Below are 17,185 nucleotides of genomic sequence, written 5' to 3'. Positions count from 1 at the left end.
GACTGAAATAGTATTTGTACAGGTACTATTAATCCGTGATGGCTCCCCGGCTGGCGCTCGATACGGACTTCGCATATTTTGCCAATACGCCACGCGTATAGCGCGGGTGAGGCGGCTTCCATTCAGCGCGGCGCCGCGCCAGTTCATCTCCTCGAACATTAAGCTGCAGCAGCCGTTGCTCGGCATCGATGGTTATCGAATCCCCTTCATGTACAAGCGCGATAGTGCCGCCCACGAAAGCTTCGGGTGCGACATGGCCCACCACCATCCCGTAAGTGCCGCCGGAAAAGCGGCCATCGGTGATGAGTCCCACCGAATCCCCAAGGCCCTCTCCGATAAGGGCGGATGTGGGGGAAAGCATTTCCCGCATTCCGGGACCCCCTTTGGGGCCTTCATAACGTATTACAACCACGTCGCCAGGCTGGATTTCGCGAGCAAGGATAGCAGCCATGCAGGTTTCTTCCGACTCGAATACCCGTGCCGGGCCCGTAATTCTTGGTGTTGTTACCCCGGTAATTTTGGCCACACAACCCTCAGTGGCAAGATTACCTTTAAGTATGGCAAGATGGCCCTGCGCATACATTGGATTTTCCCATTGCCGGATGACATCCTGATCCTTGCGGGGTATCGGGGGAATATCCTTTAATACTTCCGCCACTGTCGCGCCGCTTATGGTCATGCAATCGCCATGCAGCAGGCCGTGTTCGAGCAGCATTTTCATCACTTGGGGAATACCACCCGCTTTATGCAGATCGGTAGCCACATACCGTCCCGAGGGTTTCAGATCGCACAGCACGGGCACCTTGCCCCGTATCCGTTCAAAATCGTCGATGGTTAATGTCACTTCCGCCGCGTGGGCAATAGCCAGAAAGTGCAGGACGGCATTGGTGGAACCGCCTACCGCCATAATGACCGAAATCGCATTTTCTATGGATTTTCTCGTGATGATGTCGCGTGGGCGGATCTGTTTTCTGATTGCATCAACCAGCACTTCCGCAGAGCGGATGGCGCTCTCGTGCTTCTCGTCATCCTCCGCTGCCATTGTGGAAGAGTAAGGCAGGCTCATTCCCATCGCTTCGAACGCCGAAGACATGGTATTGGCGGTAAACATGCCGCCGCAGGAGCCGGCCCCCGGACAGGAATGGCGTTCCACTTCGAGCAATTCCTTTTCATCTATTTTGTGCGACGTATATTGCCCAACGGCTTCGAAAGCGCTGACGATGGTGAGGTCTCTTCCTTTGTAGCGGCCGGGCTTGATGGTTCCGCCATAAACGAAAATGGCGGGAACATTCATCCGGCCCATCGCGATCATTGCACCCGGCATGTTCTTGTCACAGCCGCCAATTGCAATGACGCCATCCATGCTTTCCGCCTGCACGGCCGTCTCGATCGAGTCCGCGATCACTTCGCGCGAAACCAGTGAGTATTTCATGCCTTCCGTCCCCATGGAGATGCCATCGGACACAGTGATGGTGCCAAACATCTGTGGCATTGCGCCGGCTTCTTTCAACGCCTGCTCGGCGCCCATCGCCAGTTCATTCAGTCCCTTGTTGCAGGGCGTAATGGTGGAAAAGCCGTTTGCCACGCCGACGATGGGTTTGTCGAAATCGTTGTCGCTGAAACCTACCGCCCGCAGCATGGCGCGGTTGGGGGTGCGTTGCGCCCCCTGTGTGATAGCCCGGCTGCGCTGATTATCTGCCATGAATACTCCTTGAGAACGTGGAAAAAACTTTGGAAGGTACTTGAATCACGGAGAAGATGAAGGAAGTGCTATTAATCTTGAGCCGTCATATAGAAAGAAGAGCGGCTGGCAGCTGCTTTTCCATCCCCTCAGCGGCGGATGGAGGTTGCCATATGTATAATCACTGTCTGGCGAAGAAATATTTCAATTCGTCATTTGGACTTGACCCCGAGTCCAGTCTAAACCAACAATTGAATGCGTATTTCTGCACGCCACAGGTTCCTGGTTTTCGCCGGCATGGCGTTTGTCCCGTTTGTTCGTTGACTATTATTATTTTACCTCAAAAAGCCGAATCCCATGCTCGTTCACCCGCAGTTCGATCCCATCGCCATCCACCTCGGACCTCTCGCTGTGCGATGGTATGGGCTCATGTATCTCATCGGATTTGCGCTGTTCATACTGATGGGGCGCTATCGCATCAAGCAAAATCCGCAAGGGGCGTTTACCATCAGCATGCTCGACGATATGCTGTTTTACGGCGTGCTGGGAGTAATATTGGGTGGCCGCCTGGGCCACGTGTTATTTTATCAGTTCGGCTACTATCTTCAGCACCCGTTGGAAATCCTTGCGGTCTGGCAGGGCGGCATGTCATTTCACGGCGGTTTTCTTGGTGTGATAAGCGCCATGGCGCTGCTGGCCCGAAAGTACAAATTGCAGTGGCTCGCTGTAACGGACTTTATCGCGCCACTCGTACCGCTGGGGCTGGGCGCGGGACGCATCGGTAACTTCATCAATGCCGAGTTATGGGGGCGTCCAACCGATGTGTCCTGGGGCATGATCTTTCCCAATGTGGACGGCCTCGCACGGCACCCTTCCCAGCTTTATGAATTTGCACTGGAAGGGCTGGCATTTTTTGCGTTGATGTGGATTTATTCCGCGAAACCCAGACCGGTGGGAGCGGTCTCGGGCATGTTTCTTATCGGTTACGGCGTATTCCGCTCGGTCTCGGAATTTTTTCGTGAGCCCGAGGATGGTTTTATGGGCGTGCTAACGTTGGGCATCAGCATGGGCCAATGGTTGTCGCTGCCAATGATTGTAGCGGGAGTAATCATGATAGCCTGGGCTTACCGTACTCGGGCTGCTCCGTCGTACAAGCCAGACGTGCCGGTTTCAACTGGTAAGCGGAATCGCAATCGCAATCGCAGGTAGAAGCGGCTTTCCCTCATGTCCTTGCGCCATTCCTACACCGTTATCGCCCCGATTTACGATGCCTTGCTGGCAGCCGCGGGGACCGGCGTGCGCGCGGCAAGCCTTGCGCAATTACCGCAGCAGGGTGATCTGAATATCCTCATCAGCGGTATCGGTTCCGGGTTGGATCTACCCTATCTTCCATCATGCCATCGTTATATCGGCTTGGACCTTACCGCCGCTATGCTAAGCCGCGTAAAACCCCGGATTGGAAATCTTGATGTGGATCTCGTCCAAGGGGATAGCATGTCGCTGCCGTTTGCAGATGTGTACTTCGATCATGTGGTGCTGCATTTGATTCTCGCGATAGTTCCCGATGCAACCGCCTGCTTGCGAGAAACCGCACGTGTACTGAAACCGGGTGGAAGCGTGCTGATACTCGATAAATTTCTCAAGCCGGGCGAAACTGCGTGGCTGAGGCGAACCTTGAATCTGTTGTCACAACATCTTGTTACACGATTGGATGTGGTATTCGAGGAAGTGCTCGCGAGCGTTCCGCAATTGAAACTGGAAGCGGATGTGCCGGCGCTGGCAAGTGGCTGGTTTCGCAGTATCCGCCTGATCAAGGACTGAGTCGATGCAGAATGGAAGTAAAATCCCTTACCCGGTTTACCCCGCGTCGAAACCAACCAGATATTTACCGGAAATCCCATGCGCCGCATTGCTGCTTTCGCTGTCGCCGCTGTACTCGCCGTCTCAACTGCGCAGGCACTCGATGTGAAGAGTCCGGGGCCGGATTGGACCGAGGCCCACCGCAGCAGCGAGCTTGTCATTTTCACGAAGGATGTGGAAGAGGATCGGAGCATCGTGGCGGTCTCCGAGGTGGAGGTCCCGCCGGAAGTCGTTTTCAATGTTCTTGTTGATTTCGAGCGCTATCCGGAATTCATGCCGTACGTAAAGGAGTCGCGGGTGCTCAGCCGCGAGGGTGATAGCGAGGTTGTCACTTACGCGCGTATCGCCCCGCCGTTCGTAAACGAGCGCGACTACCCGCTCAAAGTCAGGATGACGCGCGGCATAGCTTTGAATGGCAATGTCTTCAGAATTGACTGGACGGCAAGTCCCGAGGCCCAGCCGGAGGTCGAGGGTGTGGTGCGGGTCAGGCTCAATGAAGGTTCGTGGCTCGCAGAACCTCTCAGCGGAGGCAAGCGCACGCGGCTCACCTATAGGTTGTTAACCAATCCCGGCGGCCTGATTCCAGATTTTGTCGTCAACCTGTCGAATACGATTGCGATACCGGAACTCTTTGAGGCCGTGAAAAAAAGGTCTATCGAGAAGATGGGCGCCCTCGAGAAGTAGATATATCTGGGAAGACCACAATTGGCCGCTGTACAAATTGACGGAACGGCCGGTAGGGATTCAGATCGAATATTTCCAACAATGGGTTATACCGGGTCAGTCATGACAAATGAAGCAAAACGCTGAGAGTCCCTGCAAGAATAACCGCGCAGGACAAGATTGAAGAGCTGGCCAACAATTATTCGCCAATCCAAATGTTTGAGCTGAAAATATTTTTTCTTTTCCTGGCGACGGCAATTGCTGAAATCATCGGTTGCTATCTGCCTTACCTTTGGCTCAGGCAGGGCCATAGCGTGTGGCTTCTTATGCCCGCTGCCGCAAGCCTTGCATTGTTTGCATGGCTCCTCACGCTCCATCCGACAGCGGCAGGCCGGACCTATGCAGCATACGGAGGCGTCTATGTTTTCGTAGCGGTGCTCTGGTTATGGGCAGTGGAGGGTATCAGGCCAACCGCCTGGGATGTGGCCGGTTCTCTGGTGGCGCTTGCGGGCATGGCCATCATCATGTTTGGTCCGAGACATGCATAAGTCGAATGGGCCGACTGATGCCCTAAAATTGTTTGGTCTCGACCGGTTGCCGCTCTGTTGACTTCGCCATCTGAAACCTTACAATCTCTTAAACATTTCTTTTCAGGTTGGTCAGGAGTCAGCCATCAGAGAAAGGGGAGTTCGTCTTTCCCACGGGAATCCAGAGGCTAAACTCCAGAGGTCAAGCCATGGCATCTATTCTGTAGTTCAAAGAGTAATGATTCAAAGAAGATAAAATATAAATTGTCCAGGAGAAAAATAGATGGTCGTGAAAATAGGTGCCGCTGTATCAATTCTTCTTCTTGCTGGCTGTTCAGCGATATCAACGACGCCGGAGGGAAAATCCGTCGAACTCGTAACGGAAAAACCGACGGGTAGTTGCAAACCGCTCGGTGATGTTGTGGGCTCACAGGGCAACTGGTTCACGGGCGACTACACATCAAACAAAAATCTCCTCATCGGCGCCAGGAACGACCTGCGCAACAAGGCTGCTGAAATGGGTGGAAACTATGTCTGGGTGCAAGACTCAAGTAATACCAACGCATGGGGTAGTAAAGGCACGTCAAACACTACTGTCCTCGGTGTTGTCTACCGATGTGAGTAGATTTCAATGAACATTTTAACGCAAAGCTAATAAACTGATTTAACACGACACTAAAGTGCGGGCGCTGGGCGCCGCGCCGCTTAGCTCTGCATTGGGATCTAGGGAGGGCCTGTAAGCCACCGAAACTGCTATGATTTGCGCATGGCTCCCACCGTGTTTCGTCAAGGCCCATTTCGTTTTTTCTTCTTCTCACGTGAGGAATCGCGTATGCATATTCATGTCACCCATACGGATGGAGAAGCCAAGTTCTGGCTGGAGCCAAAAATTGAGCTGGCGCTGAATCAAGGGCTTTCAAACAAACAACTCAATGAGGCGTTGTTATTAGTGCGAGAAAATCATGAGGAGATTATCCATGCCTGGCGCAGCTACTTCTGAAGTGGAAGTTTCTCTGGCATCGAACAAAGGGTTCTGGTTGCTTTTAAAGGACGAAGAACTTTTTGTTCCTTTCGCGGAATTTCCCTGGTTCAGGCAAGCCACATTGGAACAGCTTACTACTGTTGAATGGCCAGCACCTAATCATCTTTATTGGCCTCTGCTAGATATTGATCTGGCAGTAGAATCAATTCGCAACCCTAATCACTTTCCCTTGATTGCCAAGTCTGACCCCTCATTCAATCGGACAGGAAGATAAAGCCTGCGCCAGTTTACTTGCATAACATTTTCGCGGTACAAGCACGAGTGGAACATGGTCAGCAAGGTTTATTACAACAGCGCATGCCCTGTTTGTAATGCAGGTATCCAGGATCAGCGCGAGCGTATGGAAGCATGCGGCATCAAGGACGTTGAATGGGTCGATGTGCATACACATCCGGAAGCCGCGTCTGAGGTAGGCGCTTCACTGGAGCAGGTGCGGGAGCGGTTGTATGTCAAAGACCCGGATGGGCGTCTCAATGTCGGAGCGGATGCTTTCACGCGGTTATGGTCACAAACGCCCGGCCAGCGCTGGCTTGCGAAACTGTTGCGATTGCCCGTCCTAAGGCAGTTTACGCACTTGGCGTACAATATCTTTGCCCGGCTGCTTTACCGCTGGAACCTCGCCAAGAGGCATTGGTAGTGGCCGCGCTTATTTATCCGGCGATAAAGTGCGATAAAAATCCGTCATTCCGGGCCTGATCCGGAATCCAGTCCGAACCGAATAATCTCAAGCAGTTCGACACCATAACTCTCCAGTTTACGGGTACCAATACCGGGTATTTGGCTCAGCCCATCTTCTGTTTGCGGGCGCAAGCGCACTAATTCCATCAGCGTTGCATCGTGAAATACAACATAAGCGGGAACGCCATGTCGCTTTGCCACCTCGGTGCGCCATGCGCGCAGACGCGTCCACAGTGCCTGAGCCGCCGGTTCAAGCGTGACAAACTTTTCTTCGCGCACAGACCGGTTCTTGGCCGCGGTTTTCTTACGCTCACGCTGCAGGCGCAGAAATATTGTTTGACTTCCGTTCAGCACCGCTCGGCTGGCTGCGGTGAGACACAGCGAACCGTGACCCTCGGCATCCGCAGTGAGCAAGCCGAGTGCGGCCAGTTGGCGGAATATCGCCCGCCACGTCTTTTCGTCCAGGTCCCTGCCGATACCGAACGTGCTGACCTTGTCGTGACCCCATTGCCTCACCCGCCCGGTATCATTGCCGCGCAGTACATCAATAAGGTGGCCGGCGCCAAAGCGCTGACCGGTACGGAACGCACAAGATAGCGCCTTTTGCGCTGCTACCGTGCCATCCCACACTTGTGGCGGATTGAGACAGACATCGCAATTGCCGCAAGCAGTGCTTGCTGCAGTCTCGCCGAAATAATCAAGCAGGCGCACGCGACGGCAAGTGGTGGACTCGCACAGCGCCAGCAGTGCTTCAAGCTTGGTTGATGCTATGCGTTTAAACTGCGCTTCCGCCTCGGAACTCTCGATCATGCGCCGCTGCTGCACGACGTCGCCCAAACCGTAAGCCATCCATGCGCTGGCCGCTTGACCATCGCGCCCAGCACGGCCCGTTTCCTGATAGTAGCCTTCCACGCTTTTGGGGAGGTCCAGATGAGCGACGAAGCGCACGTCCGGTTTGTCTATGCCCATGCCGAATGCAATCGTAGCGACCATCACGATGCTGTCTTCGCGCAGAAATTGTTCCTGATTGCGGCTGCGCTCCAACGCGTTCATGCCGGCATGATATGCAAGTGCGCGTATGCCTTTCTCGGCCAGCCATACCGCCGTTTCCTCGACTTTCCTGCGCGACAGGCAGTAGACAATGCCCGCGTCGCCGTTGTGTTCAGCACGGATAAAATCAAGCAATTGCACCTTGCCGTTCACTTTGTCCACGATCTGGTAGTGAATATTGGGGCGGTCGAAGCTGGAAATGAAAATGCGGGCGCCCTCGAGCCCGAGCCGCTCAACGATTTCCTTGCGTGTCACGTTATCCGCAGTTGCCGTCAGCGCAATTCGCGGTACGTTTGGAAAACGCTCATGCAGAATCGAAAGCTGGATGTACTCCGGGCGGAAGTCATGCCCCCACTGGGACACGCAGTGCGCCTCATCAATGGCAAACAGCGAGAGTGGGGTACGGGCGAGCAGATCGAGGAAGCGTGACGTTAACAACCGCTCGGGTGCTACATATATCAGATCGTGCATCCCGGTCAGCATGCCGCGCTCGATTGCTGCGGCTTCCGCCTGTGCCAGGGAAGAATTGAGAAATGCCGCACGCACCCCAACTTCATGCAACGCCGCTACCTGATTCTGCATTAGCGCAATCAGTGGTGATACTACGATTGCAACCCCGTCGCGTAATAACGCGGGAATTTGGTAGCACAACGACTTACCGCCGCCGGTGGGCATCAATACCAGACAATCTCCGCCTCCGGCAACGTGTGGGATCACCTCGTCTTGGCGCCCGCGAAAAGCAGGGTAACCGAAGATGTCTTTGAGAATGGCGAGAGCGCGGGGCGGTATTTCCAAGGAAGCTTCGGAAAGCTTGCGTTCTTGCAGTGTTTGCGCGTTAGCCAATCAATTTCCAGAGCAGGTTTTCTCCCGCGCGCAGCGGGACCAATGTTTCCCCTCCAAATTCCAACTGCGCGGGGACGTTCCAGCTTTCCTTCTTCAGCGTAATACTGTCTCGGTTGCGTGGCAGCTGGTAGAAATCCGCACCATGAAAGCTGGCGAAGGCTTCCAGCTTATTCAGTGCGCCCGCCTGTTCGAAGGCTTCCGCATAGAGCTCGATCGCCGCATGAGCCGTGTAGATACCCGCACAGCCGCAGGCAGTTTCCTTGGTGGATCTGGAATGGGGCGCGCTATCGGTACCGAGGAAAAATTTCGGGTTGCCGCTGGTAGCGGCATCGATCAGTTTCTGGCGATGCGTTTCGCGCTTCAGTACTGGAAGGCAGTAATGGTGTGGCCGGATGCCGCCCTGGAACAGAGCGTTGCGGTTCAGCAGCATATGATGAGCGGTAATGGTGGCGGCGACGTGACTCGACGCGCTTGTTACGAATTCTACCGCCTCGCGGGTAGTGATATGCTCGAGCACCAGGCGCAAGCGTGGAAACCGCTGCGTAATGGGTATCAGCACCCGGTCCAGAAAAACCTGTTCCTTATCGAACACGTCTACGTCGGGGTCGGTAACCTCGCCATGCACCAGCAGCGGCATACCGATATCTTCCATTTTTTCAAGCGTTCCATAACATCTGGTGATGTCGGTAACGCCCGCAGCGGAGTTTGTCGTCGCGCCCGCAGGATAATATTTCACGCCATATATCGCGCCGCTTCCCTGCGCCTCGACAACGTCAGAGGTTGTGGTGTTGTCGGTAAGGTAGAGCGTCATCAGCGGCTGGAAGTGCGTACCCTGCGGCAGCCCGGCAAGAATGCGCTCGCGATACGCCAGCGCCATTTCCGTTGTTATTACCGGCGGCTTGAGATTGGGCATGACAATTGCACGGGCAAAGCGCCGTGCGGTATCAGGCAGAACCGCGCGCATTTGATCGCCATCGCGAAGATGAAGATGCCAGTCGTCCGGACGCGTGAGGGTGAGTGTGCTCAAGATAACGTCTGCCAATAATTCCCTTATCTGCCGGTAAAAAATATGAATTTCGTTCCAGGCCGGACCGGAATCCGAATCAATAGAACTTCCCGCCATGACTGAACGGAATGTCTGAGCTCAAGCTCGCCTTTCTTTCATACTGCAAGAAAACCGCGATGAAATCGCATCCAGTTTAATCAGCCTGCCCGGTCTGCCCTGGTCTGCTTAGTCCGTTATGCGGCCGAGCAGCGTTTCACTGGTGTGCGTAGCCTTTTCCGCAATTAACTGGGTGGCGGCAGCAACTTGTCCCCATGTGTTCCAAAGCAGGACGCCGCGTACGCGTCCTTCACGCAGATAATAAATCACCCCTTTACGGAAAGGTTCCACCCAGTCTTCGATGATATCAAGACTGGAATCCAGTTCTCCTACTGCTTCGTAGCCCAAATCAAACAGGTCGGAATAAAAGAATGGTTGGTGATGATATGGCTCCGATTGTCCGGCCATGTTCCTGCCCGCTGCTTCTCCCATGACATTTGCATTATCTTCATGTTCCACACGCATCCGTTTTTCCAATACGGGACTGTAGAAATTCGCAACGTCGCCCGCCGCGTAAATGTCGGGATTGCTCGTCCGCAGCAATTCGTCCACTACAATGCCATTGTCAATCTTGAGCCCGGCCTGTGCGGCCAATTCCGTGTTGGGGAGAATGCCCAGTCCGGCCACAACCCCATCGGCGGAAACTTCCGTACCGCTCCCCGTGGTCACGACTGCTCTGGCTCCTTCGGTTCGCACGGATTTGACGGTTTCAGACGCCAGCACGGTGACGCCCTTTTCCCTGTAATATGAACTCAGGAATTCAACAAGAGGGGGCGGGTAAACACGCGAGCTGACTCCATTCTCAGGAAAGATCATCGTGACCCGCTTGCTGTTCATTGCAAGTGCAGCAGCGATTTCAGAGCCGATGAAGCCCCCGCCGATAACGACAAAATCCGAACCATGTTCGGTCAATTCCCGCAACTTGCGGTAGTCGTCCGCCGTTCTGTAATAGATTATGTTTCCGTCGAAGTCAGGAAAACGCCGCACGAGACCTCCCGTGGCAAGCAAAAGCTTCTCGTAGGTGTAGATGTTCCCGGCGTCATCCGTAGCAGTTTTCTTTGATGGGTCAATTGCTACCACCTTTTTGCCCAGATGGACGGCGACATTCAGGCCGTGCTCGTTGCGCCAAATGGAATCGTATGGCGTGTCCTTCCACAGTGATTTTGTAAGGGGGGGGCGATCATAAGGCCGGTGCTGCTCTTCGCCTATCATGGCAATGGCGCCGTCCGGGTCGACCTTCCGGATGCCATGAATGGCAGAATCGGCGGTCATTCCGCCGCCGACGATAAGGTATTTGTGATGTTTCATAATGGTTTCCTATGTAGACGCGCGTTAAAAATGACCGATTTATAATATTCCGAAACTTCTCCGGTATTAGTTTGGCAAAGGTTGCGACGTATTGCGGAACTCTATAAAGGTAGCCCCATCCAATGATTCGTGCGCCCACTAATCCTGCTCCCTTTCCGAAAGGTCACCTGATTTCGACTTCATATGGATGAATTGTTAAGCTCACCAGCGCGACCACGCGCTGACCCGGCCGATTCATCCTTATTCAATAAGGCTTATGCCAGTATATAATGGGTTCTTCTACAAATTCAAAGTTAAGGCTGGGCATGGCCCGTAATTTCTACGATGACTGACACGAACACTGAGCCGGCAACGTCTGCAATTGATAGTTGCGTGCAGCATGCGCGCGAGGTGCTGGCGTCGCAGCTCTCGCAAATCAAGGACAAAGGTTACGATTTTGCACCCCAGTTCAGGCAGATGACAATCCAGCTTTATCTGGTCGGTGTTATGTGGCGCAAGGGCGAGAGTCTAGGCTTGTCCAATGCTCGCGATCATGCTTTTGCCGCACTTCAGTCAATGCTCATCAGCGATGGCATGAAAAAAAAGCAGGCTCAACAGCGAATAGAATTTCTGGGAAACATGTCACGAGTCGAAGACGGCGCCGACACCCTTGCCGTGGCCATGGGTTATGAGGCTGCAGTAAACGACGACAGCCTTACCAGGCTCTTTGATGAGTATCGCGATGAAACGCGTGTTTCCGGCGCATTGTGGCGGCTTTTCGAGCGGGGCAAGATGATTATGGCCATAGGTGGCGCGGTAGCCGCTTTTTTGACAATTTGGCTCACTACGATATTCATCCCGAAAAGCGAGGGGATCGATATATTGGCGGCAGGATTGATGGCCGCTGCTTTGGTTGTTATTCCTACTTTTTTGATAGGATTATTGATTTATCGACTGAAGGTCAAGAAGCCAAGCCAGCCAACTCCCCCTCCATCGTGATTCGGAGAACGCTTTGAATAGGGGTTTCCGCTGGTCCCCCGGGTCGGCGCTCGGATACGGCTCTGATTGCGCTTGAAACCGCAAGCTCGGTAATATGTCTCCACGGAGCATGAAAGCTGTGGATGGACAAACTGAACCTGTCCATCTACTCACTTATATCGTCGATTCGAACAAATAATGAGTGCAAAAATCCTGGATGGGAATGTGTTGGCTCGAGAAGTTCGAGCCGAGTGGAAGGTTCGTGCCGTGCGTTTGGCGGAAAAAGGCATGCAACCTGGATTGGCGGTAGTCATTGTCGGGGACAACCCGGCTTCAAGCATATACGTGCGAAATAAAGCCAAGGCTTGCAGCGATACTGGCATTTATTCGGAAGTACATGAGTTCCCGGAAAGCGCGAGCGAGGACGAAGTGATACGGCGCATTCAGGAATTGAACAGAAATCCCGCAATTCATGGCATTCTGGTGCAATTGCCGTTACCACGGCACTTTGACGGCGATAAGGTAATTGCATCGATCGAGGTGGAGAAAGACGTGGACGGCTTCCACCTTTATAATGTCGGCGCGCTTGTCACCGGCAATACCATTTTTCCACCCTGCACACCTCAGGGCGTGATGAAAATGCTGGAGAAGTATAATGTTGTCATAGAAGGACAGCATGCGGTGGTGGTAGGCCGCAGCAATATCGTGGGAAAGCCGATGGCATTGATGCTATTGCAAAAGGGCGCAACCGTTACAATTTGCACATCGAAGACCCGCCAACTGGCCGAACACACAAGTCGTGCCGATATCCTGGTGGTCGCTACCGGAAAACCGCGTATGATTACCGCCAATATGGTGAAGCCTGGCGCGGTGGTGATAGACGTAGGCATCAATCGCATGCCCGACGGTAAGCTCACGGGTGATGTGGATTTCGAGCCGGTCGAGAAAATAGCCGGTTACATTACTCCTGTACCTGGCGGCGTCGGCCCTATGACCATCACCATGCTGCTATGTAATACCATTGAGGCTGCGGAGCGCGCTCAAGCACGGGTTTAGCCGCAGCATAACCCGGTCGCATTGCCGAGCCGCATCGGTACACCCAACAATCTCGAGATGAAAATATGGAACCCATACCCGACATAGACCCATCTGAAACACAGGAATGGCTGGAGGCGCTGGATTCCGTGCTGACGCACGAGGGAACGGAGCGGGCGCATTACCTGCTGGAGCGGCTGGTGGAAAAAGCCCGCCGTTCTGGCGCATACCTTCCTTACAGCGCGACCACCGCGTATATCAATACCATTCCACCAGGGAAGGAAGACCGCTCGCCTGGCAATCATGCGCTGGAACACCGTATCCGTTCCTATGTACGCTGGAATTCCATGGCAATGGTACTGCGTGCCAACAAGAACTCCAATGTGGGGGGGCACATTGCCAGCTTTGCATCGGCCGCGACCCTCTACGACGTCGGCTACAACCACTTCTGGCACGCCAGATCGGAAAATCATGGTGGAGATCTGGTATACGCACAGGGACACTCGTCCCCCGGCCTGTACGCCTATGCCTTTCTGCTGGGGGAGTTGACGGAGGAACAGCTCAATAATTTCCGTCGGGAAGTTGAGGGAAAGGGAATATCCTCGTATCCGCATCCTTGGCTGATGCCCGATTTCTGGCAATTTCCCACGGTATCGATGGGTCTGGGGCCATTGATGGCGATTTACCAGGCCCGCTTCATGAAATATCTGGACAGCCGCGAACTGGTCAAGACGCAGGGACGTAAAGTCTGGGCCTTCATGGGCGATGGCGAAATGGACGAACCTGAATCGCTCGGTGCCATTTCGCTGGCTTCACGCGAGAATCTGGACAACCTGATTTTCGTCATTAATTGCAACCTCCAGCGTCTCGACGGACCGGTACGTGGAAATGGCAAGATCATCCAGGAGCTCGAAGCCGCATTTCGCGGGGCTGGCTGGAATGTCGTCAAGGTGATCTGGGGCTCATACTGGGATCCGCTGTTTGCCAAGGATACCAAAGGTTTGCTGCAGCGACGCATGATGGAGTGCGTTGACGGCGAATATCAGACATTCAAGTCGAGAGATGGGGCCTACGTTCGCGAACACTTTTTCGGCAAATATCCCGAATTACTGGAAATGGTTGCCAGCATGTCCGACGATGATATCTGGCGTTTGAATCGCGGGGGTCACGATCCGCATAAAGTCTATGCCGCATACACGGCTGCGGTAAAGCATACGGGACAGCCCACCGTGATCCTTGCCAAGACCATCAAGGGTTATGGAATGGGGGAAGCTGGCGAGGCGCAGAACATTACCCACCAGCAAAAAAAAATGGGCACCACGTCGTTGAAAGCGTTCCGCGACCGCTTTGCGCTGCCCGTTGCGGACGACACGATAGACAATATACCGTATCTGACATTTGAAAAGGACTCGCCTGAATCCATCTATATGCATCAGCGGCGGCAGGCGTTGGGAGGTTTCATCCATCACCGTCAACGAAAAGCGGAAGCGCTGCAGATACCGCCGCTATCGGCATTCGATACGTTGCTCAAGGCCAGCGGCGAGGGGCGGGAATCTTCCACGACCATGGCTTTCGTACGCATACTCAATATTCTGGTAAAAGACAAGAGTATCGGTAAGCGAGTAGTGCCGATCGTCGCGGACGAATCGCGTACTTTCGGCATGGAGGGGATGTTCCGGCAGTTGGGTATCTGGTCATCGACCGGGCAACTCTACACACCGCAGGATGCCGATCAATTGATGTGGTACAAGGAGGACAAAAACGGTCAGATTCTGCAAGAGGGCATCAACGAGGCAGGAGCCATGTCGTCATGGATGGCGGCGTCAACCGCTTATAGTACCCATGGCGTGCAGATGATCCCATTTTACATTTTCTACTCGATGTTCGGCTTTCAGCGTGTTGGCGACCTGGCATGGGCGGCGGGAGATATGCGCTGCCGCGGGTTTTTGCTGGGGGGCACCGCTGGACGCACGACGCTGAACGGCGAGGGACTGCAGCATGCGGACGGCCATAGTCACCTGGCCGCCTCGACTATTCCTAATTGCATATCCTACGATCCCACATTTGCCTACGAACTCGCCGTTATTATTCGCGAGGGCCTGCGCCGTATGTATGAGGTACAGGAGGACGTTTATTACTATATCACGGTAATGAACGAAAATTATTCGCATCCGGAAATGCCGGCAAATGCGGAGCTAGGCATATTGAAAGGCATGTATCTGTTTCGCGAAGGCAGTTCGGCAGGAGAAAAGGCTCCCGCTTTGCGGGTAAAATTGCTGGGTTCGGGCACTATTCTGCGCGAAGTTATCGCGGCGGCCGAAATACTGGAAAAGGAATATAACGTTGCCGCCGACATCTGGAGCGTCACGAGCTTTAACGAGCTGAGGCGCGAGGCATTGGATGTGGCGCGCTGGAACATGCTGCATCCTACCGCTCCCGCAAGGTTGCCCTACGTGAGCACGTGTCTCAAAGATCGGGAAGGGCCTGTGGTGGCGGCTACTGACTACATGAAAATTTTTGCCGACCAGATACGTGAATTTGTACCGGGGCGTTACAAGGTACTGGGTACAGATGGCTTTGGCCGTTCCGACACGCGTGAACGATTGCGCCAGTTCTTTGAAGTCGATCGCTACTACGTTACCGTAGCGGCACTTAAGGCGCTGGCCGAAGAAGGTGGAATCGCAACGGAAAAGGTGTCGGAAGCGATAGGCAAGTTTGGCATCGATCCGGACAAGCCTAATCCAGTGACCGTGTAAGGAAACGGAATATATGAGGAGTAAGTGCATGCGAAGCGGCTCATGCATATCAGGCGCGTAGACCTGTGCAGTTGGCGCTTCCCTGATCCGTTTTCCGGTTCCTGTAACAGACAGACGAGGCAGCACGGATGAAGCAGCCGGGATCAGGCGCGAACAGCGCGGGCGGTCGGGAGGCAAAAACAAGGCCAGGCAAGTTACCCCGTTTTTATCGCAAATCGGTTCACATGTAAAACACGAGTGAAGGAAGAGGGCGTGGCAGAGACTAAACAGGTATTGATTCCGGATATAGGCGATTTCAAAGACGTTCCCGTGATAGAAGTGCTGGTGAAACCCGGCGATTCGATCAAGGCGGAAGATCCGGTGATCGTGCTGGAATCGGATAAGGCAACTATAGAAGTCCCTTCTCCCTTTGCGGGCGTAGTCAAGGATGTATCCGTACGAGTAGGTGATAAGGTTTCCGAGGGTTCGCCTATTTTATCCATGGAAGTTTCTGAGGCCGAGGAAGCGGCACCTGCTACCCAGACAGTTTCAGCCCCTGCTCCAAAGGTTGTATCCGAGTCTGAACCTTCTCATCAGGGGGGTGCAGATGCCGAGGCTGATGCTGCGCGGCGACCTTCACAACCAGGGCAGCCTTCGGCTCCGCAAACAGCGCCGGCATCGGCTCCGCAGCAGTCCCAACGAGCTACATTTACGTCCCCTCCGATAGACGAAGCCGCCTTCGCAAAGGCCCATGCCGGTCCCTCAGTGAGGCGATTTGCACGCGAACTGGGCGTGAATCTTGGCCTGGTGAAGGGTAGCGGTCCGAAGCAGCGCATCCTCAAGGAAGATGTACAGGCCTATGTGAAATCCGAATTATCAAGGCCGCGCGGGGGCGCCGGGGCCGAACTCAATCTGTTGCCCTGGCCACAGGTTGATTTCGCGAAATTCGGGCCGGTGGAAATGAAACCGCTGTCGCGTATCAAAAAAATATCCGGAGCGAATTTGCATCGGAACTGGGTAATGATCCCTCACGTTACGCAGTTCGATGAGGCCGATATTACGGAACTGGAAGCCTTGCGCAAGGAATCCAATGAGGCGACAAAAGCAGAGGGCGTAAAAGTCACGATACTCGCTTTTCTGATGCGAGCCTCCATATCAGCGTTAAAAAAGTTTCCCGAATTCAACGCCTCGCTTGCCGACGGCGATGAGATGAATCTCGTCATCAAGAACTATTACCACCTCGGGTTTGCAGCGGATACGCCAAATGGGCTGGTGGTACCTGTGATCCGTGATGTGGATCAAAAAGGCGTGATTGCCATCGGCAGGGAGATGGCCAATCTTGCAACGCTTGCTCGCGAGGGCAAGCTGAAACCCGCCGACATGCAGGGGGCAAGCTTTACTATATCCAGTCTGGGAGGCATTGGGGGCACAGCTTTCACGCCCATCATCAATGCCCCGGAAGTCGCCATTCTGGGCGTGTCCCGGACCAGCATGAAGCCTGTCTATCAAGATGGGCAGTTTGTTCCACGATTGATGCTGCCGTTATCCCTGTCCTATGACCATCGCGTAATCGACGGGGCAACTGCCGCGCGCTTCACTTCCCATCTTGTCGAGGTACTGGCCGATCTGCGCCGGGTATTGTTATAGAAAAAGTTGCCTTTGCGAAGACATGAGGATAAAAACATTATAAGTAATTTTTTCCGT

The 17,185-nt window shown here is 54.0% G+C and carries 16 protein-coding genes; 12 read left to right on the top strand and 4 right to left on the bottom strand.

The genetic code is table 11. The annotated features are described in order from the left end of the window. Window positions 1–28: 28 nt before the first annotated feature. Window positions 29–1,702, bottom strand: a complete 1,674-nt coding sequence (gene ilvD / locus BMX66_RS08115) for a dihydroxy-acid dehydratase (RefSeq protein ID WP_090880680.1) — start codon at window positions 1,700–1,702, stop codon at window positions 29–31. Window positions 1,703–2,038: 336 nt separating this feature from the next. Between ilvD and lgt the strand changes: the two genes are divergently transcribed. From lgt to BMX66_RS08075, 8 genes are all read left to right on the top strand, one after another. Further along, window positions 2,039–2,890 (top strand): prolipoprotein diacylglyceryl transferase, encoded by an 852-nt coding sequence (lgt, locus tag BMX66_RS08110; RefSeq protein WP_090880677.1) that lies wholly within the window; start codon window positions 2,039–2,041, stop codon window positions 2,888–2,890. 15 nt (window positions 2,891–2,905) lie between these two features. After that, window positions 2,906–3,502: a class I SAM-dependent methyltransferase gene (locus BMX66_RS08105; protein WP_090880674.1), complete on the top strand. Its 597-nt coding sequence runs from the start codon at window positions 2,906–2,908 to the stop codon at window positions 3,500–3,502. 78 nt (window positions 3,503–3,580) lie between these two features. After that, window positions 3,581–4,225, top strand: a complete 645-nt coding sequence (locus tag BMX66_RS08100; protein ID WP_090880671.1) for an SRPBCC family protein — start codon at window positions 3,581–3,583, stop codon at window positions 4,223–4,225. Between the two features lie 194 nt (window positions 4,226–4,419). After that, window positions 4,420–4,752 (top strand): YnfA family protein, encoded by a 333-nt coding sequence (locus BMX66_RS08095; protein WP_090880668.1) that lies wholly within the window; start codon window positions 4,420–4,422, stop codon window positions 4,750–4,752. Window positions 4,753–5,014: 262 nt separating this feature from the next. Further along, the gene (locus tag BMX66_RS08090; RefSeq protein WP_090880665.1) at window positions 5,015–5,356 is read left to right on the top strand and encodes a DUF4156 domain-containing protein; all 342 of its coding nucleotides are present in this window, start codon (window positions 5,015–5,017) and stop codon (window positions 5,354–5,356) included. A gap of 141 nt (window positions 5,357–5,497) precedes the next feature. Further along, window positions 5,498–5,731 carry a DUF4160 domain-containing protein gene (locus BMX66_RS08085; protein WP_090880662.1) on the top strand — a complete coding sequence of 78 codons (234 nt, stop codon included), beginning with the start codon at window positions 5,498–5,500 and terminating at the stop codon, window positions 5,729–5,731. After that, complete coding sequence (locus tag BMX66_RS08080; RefSeq protein WP_090880659.1) at window positions 5,709–5,987, top strand: DUF2442 domain-containing protein; 279 nt, start codon at window positions 5,709–5,711, stop codon at window positions 5,985–5,987. The genes BMX66_RS08085 and BMX66_RS08080 overlap by 23 nt, the downstream gene beginning before the upstream one ends. Before the next feature lie 54 nt (window positions 5,988–6,041). Next, window positions 6,042–6,410 carry a thiol-disulfide oxidoreductase DCC family protein gene (locus tag BMX66_RS08075; RefSeq protein ID WP_090880656.1) on the top strand — a complete coding sequence of 123 codons (369 nt, stop codon included), beginning with the start codon at window positions 6,042–6,044 and terminating at the stop codon, window positions 6,408–6,410. A 44-nt stretch (window positions 6,411–6,454) separates the two neighbouring features. Here BMX66_RS08075 and recQ read toward each other — a convergent pair whose 3' ends face one another. From recQ to BMX66_RS08060, 3 genes are all read right to left on the bottom strand, one after another. Next, window positions 6,455–8,290, bottom strand: coding sequence for a DNA helicase RecQ (gene recQ, locus BMX66_RS08070; RefSeq protein ID WP_090881092.1), 1,836 nt, complete (start codon window positions 8,288–8,290; stop codon window positions 6,455–6,457). 46 nt (window positions 8,291–8,336) lie between these two features. After that, window positions 8,337–9,374, bottom strand: coding sequence for a dihydroorotase (gene pyrC / locus BMX66_RS08065; protein WP_090881088.1), 1,038 nt, complete (start codon window positions 9,372–9,374; stop codon window positions 8,337–8,339). Window positions 9,375–9,575: 201 nt separating this feature from the next. Beyond that, window positions 9,576–10,754, bottom strand: a complete 1,179-nt coding sequence (locus BMX66_RS08060) for an NAD(P)/FAD-dependent oxidoreductase (RefSeq protein ID WP_090880653.1) — start codon at window positions 10,752–10,754, stop codon at window positions 9,576–9,578. 324 nt (window positions 10,755–11,078) lie between these two features. On the opposite strand from BMX66_RS08060, the gene BMX66_RS08055 reads away from it, so the two are divergent. The 4 genes from BMX66_RS08055 (at window position 11,079) to aceF (ending at window position 17,128) form a co-directional block, all read left to right on the top strand. Next, window positions 11,079–11,732 (top strand): hypothetical protein, encoded by a 654-nt coding sequence (locus tag BMX66_RS08055; protein ID WP_090880650.1) that lies wholly within the window; start codon window positions 11,079–11,081, stop codon window positions 11,730–11,732. A gap of 177 nt (window positions 11,733–11,909) precedes the next feature. Continuing rightward, window positions 11,910–12,767 (top strand): bifunctional methylenetetrahydrofolate dehydrogenase/methenyltetrahydrofolate cyclohydrolase FolD, encoded by an 858-nt coding sequence (gene folD / locus BMX66_RS08050; protein WP_090880646.1) that lies wholly within the window; start codon window positions 11,910–11,912, stop codon window positions 12,765–12,767. Between the two features lie 65 nt (window positions 12,768–12,832). Next, window positions 12,833–15,502 (top strand): pyruvate dehydrogenase (acetyl-transferring), homodimeric type, encoded by a 2,670-nt coding sequence (gene aceE, locus BMX66_RS08045; protein WP_090880643.1) that lies wholly within the window; start codon window positions 12,833–12,835, stop codon window positions 15,500–15,502. A 252-nt stretch (window positions 15,503–15,754) separates the two neighbouring features. Beyond that, on the top strand, window positions 15,755–17,128 hold the full coding sequence (aceF, locus tag BMX66_RS08040; protein WP_090880640.1) for a dihydrolipoyllysine-residue acetyltransferase: 1,374 nt from the start codon (window positions 15,755–15,757) through the stop codon (window positions 17,126–17,128). Window positions 17,129–17,185 lie beyond the last annotated feature (57 nt).

Source organism: Nitrosovibrio sp. Nv6 (assembly GCF_900110495.1).
Classification (GTDB): domain Bacteria; phylum Pseudomonadota; class Gammaproteobacteria; order Burkholderiales; family Nitrosomonadaceae; genus Nitrosospira.
This window is presented reverse-complemented; position numbering and strand designations above follow the sequence as displayed.

Bases quoted from the DNA above. Each gene is read 5' to 3' on its own strand.
- ilvD (WP_090880680.1), bottom strand. From the start codon at position 1,702: ATGGCAGATAATCAGCGCAGCCGGGCTATCACACAGGGGGCGCAACGC.
- lgt (WP_090880677.1), top strand. From the start codon at position 2,039: ATGCTCGTTCACCCGCAGTTCGATCCCATCGCCATCCACCTCGGACCT.
- BMX66_RS08105 (WP_090880674.1), top strand. From the start codon at position 2,906: ATGTCCTTGCGCCATTCCTACACCGTTATCGCCCCGATTTACGATGCC.
- BMX66_RS08100 (WP_090880671.1), top strand. From the start codon at position 3,581: ATGCGCCGCATTGCTGCTTTCGCTGTCGCCGCTGTACTCGCCGTCTCA.
- BMX66_RS08095 (WP_090880668.1), top strand. From the start codon at position 4,420: ATGTTTGAGCTGAAAATATTTTTTCTTTTCCTGGCGACGGCAATTGCT.
- BMX66_RS08090 (WP_090880665.1), top strand. From the start codon at position 5,015: ATGGTCGTGAAAATAGGTGCCGCTGTATCAATTCTTCTTCTTGCTGGC.
- BMX66_RS08085 (WP_090880662.1), top strand. From the start codon at position 5,498: ATGGCTCCCACCGTGTTTCGTCAAGGCCCATTTCGTTTTTTCTTCTTC.
- BMX66_RS08080 (WP_090880659.1), top strand. From the start codon at position 5,709: ATGCCTGGCGCAGCTACTTCTGAAGTGGAAGTTTCTCTGGCATCGAAC.
- BMX66_RS08075 (WP_090880656.1), top strand. From the start codon at position 6,042: ATGGTCAGCAAGGTTTATTACAACAGCGCATGCCCTGTTTGTAATGCA.
- BMX66_RS08060 (WP_090880653.1), bottom strand. From the start codon at position 10,754: ATGAAACATCACAAATACCTTATCGTCGGCGGCGGAATGACCGCCGAT.
- BMX66_RS08055 (WP_090880650.1), top strand. From the start codon at position 11,079: ATGACTGACACGAACACTGAGCCGGCAACGTCTGCAATTGATAGTTGC.
- folD (WP_090880646.1), top strand. From the start codon at position 11,910: ATGAGTGCAAAAATCCTGGATGGGAATGTGTTGGCTCGAGAAGTTCGA.
- aceE (WP_090880643.1), top strand. From the start codon at position 12,833: ATGGAACCCATACCCGACATAGACCCATCTGAAACACAGGAATGGCTG.